Raw genomic sequence first — 435 nt, forward strand, 5'->3', positions numbered from 1 at the left:
AGAAAAGCGTATCAAAAAATAATCAATTGAGTATAAAAGCATCTTCATAAGGATGAAGACTTAATAATACGGAAAAACAACCAGCTGATCGCTAAGAGGGTGTGATAGAGGGGAGGGGAGCTTCGAGAAATAATTTCCGAAGAAGCTACTTCTGAAACACCGTTCATCGAGAGGTCGTGACATCACTTTTGTCGCGGCCTCTCAGCTTATCTTATGGATATTTAGTTAATCTGTTTCTATCAATAATCCTTTTTTTATTTTATCTGCTGCTTCTTGGAACGCTCCATCGTTTGACACGACTAAAAGTGTGGGAATAGTTGCCAACCGTTCCAGTTGAGCTAAGTCTTCTGCATAAACTGCCATTCTGGCCGAAATCTGTTCGGGTGAATCTCCGCGCTTTTTCAGGCGCGATTGTAATGTTTTTTTAGAAATCGT

1 protein-coding gene is annotated in these 435 nt (G+C 40.2%); it reads right to left on the minus strand.

Features of this window, described 5'->3' with window-relative positions:
* Positions 1-225: 225 nt before the first annotated feature.
* Positions 226-435 (minus strand): hypothetical protein (locus FCS21_RS17855; RefSeq protein WP_222928003.1); only part of this gene is annotated, 210 nt, incomplete at its 5' end.

It is taken from the genome of Colwellia ponticola (genome assembly GCF_005885605.1).
GTDB classification, from domain to species: Bacteria; Pseudomonadota; Gammaproteobacteria; order Enterobacterales; family Alteromonadaceae; genus Colwellia; species Colwellia ponticola.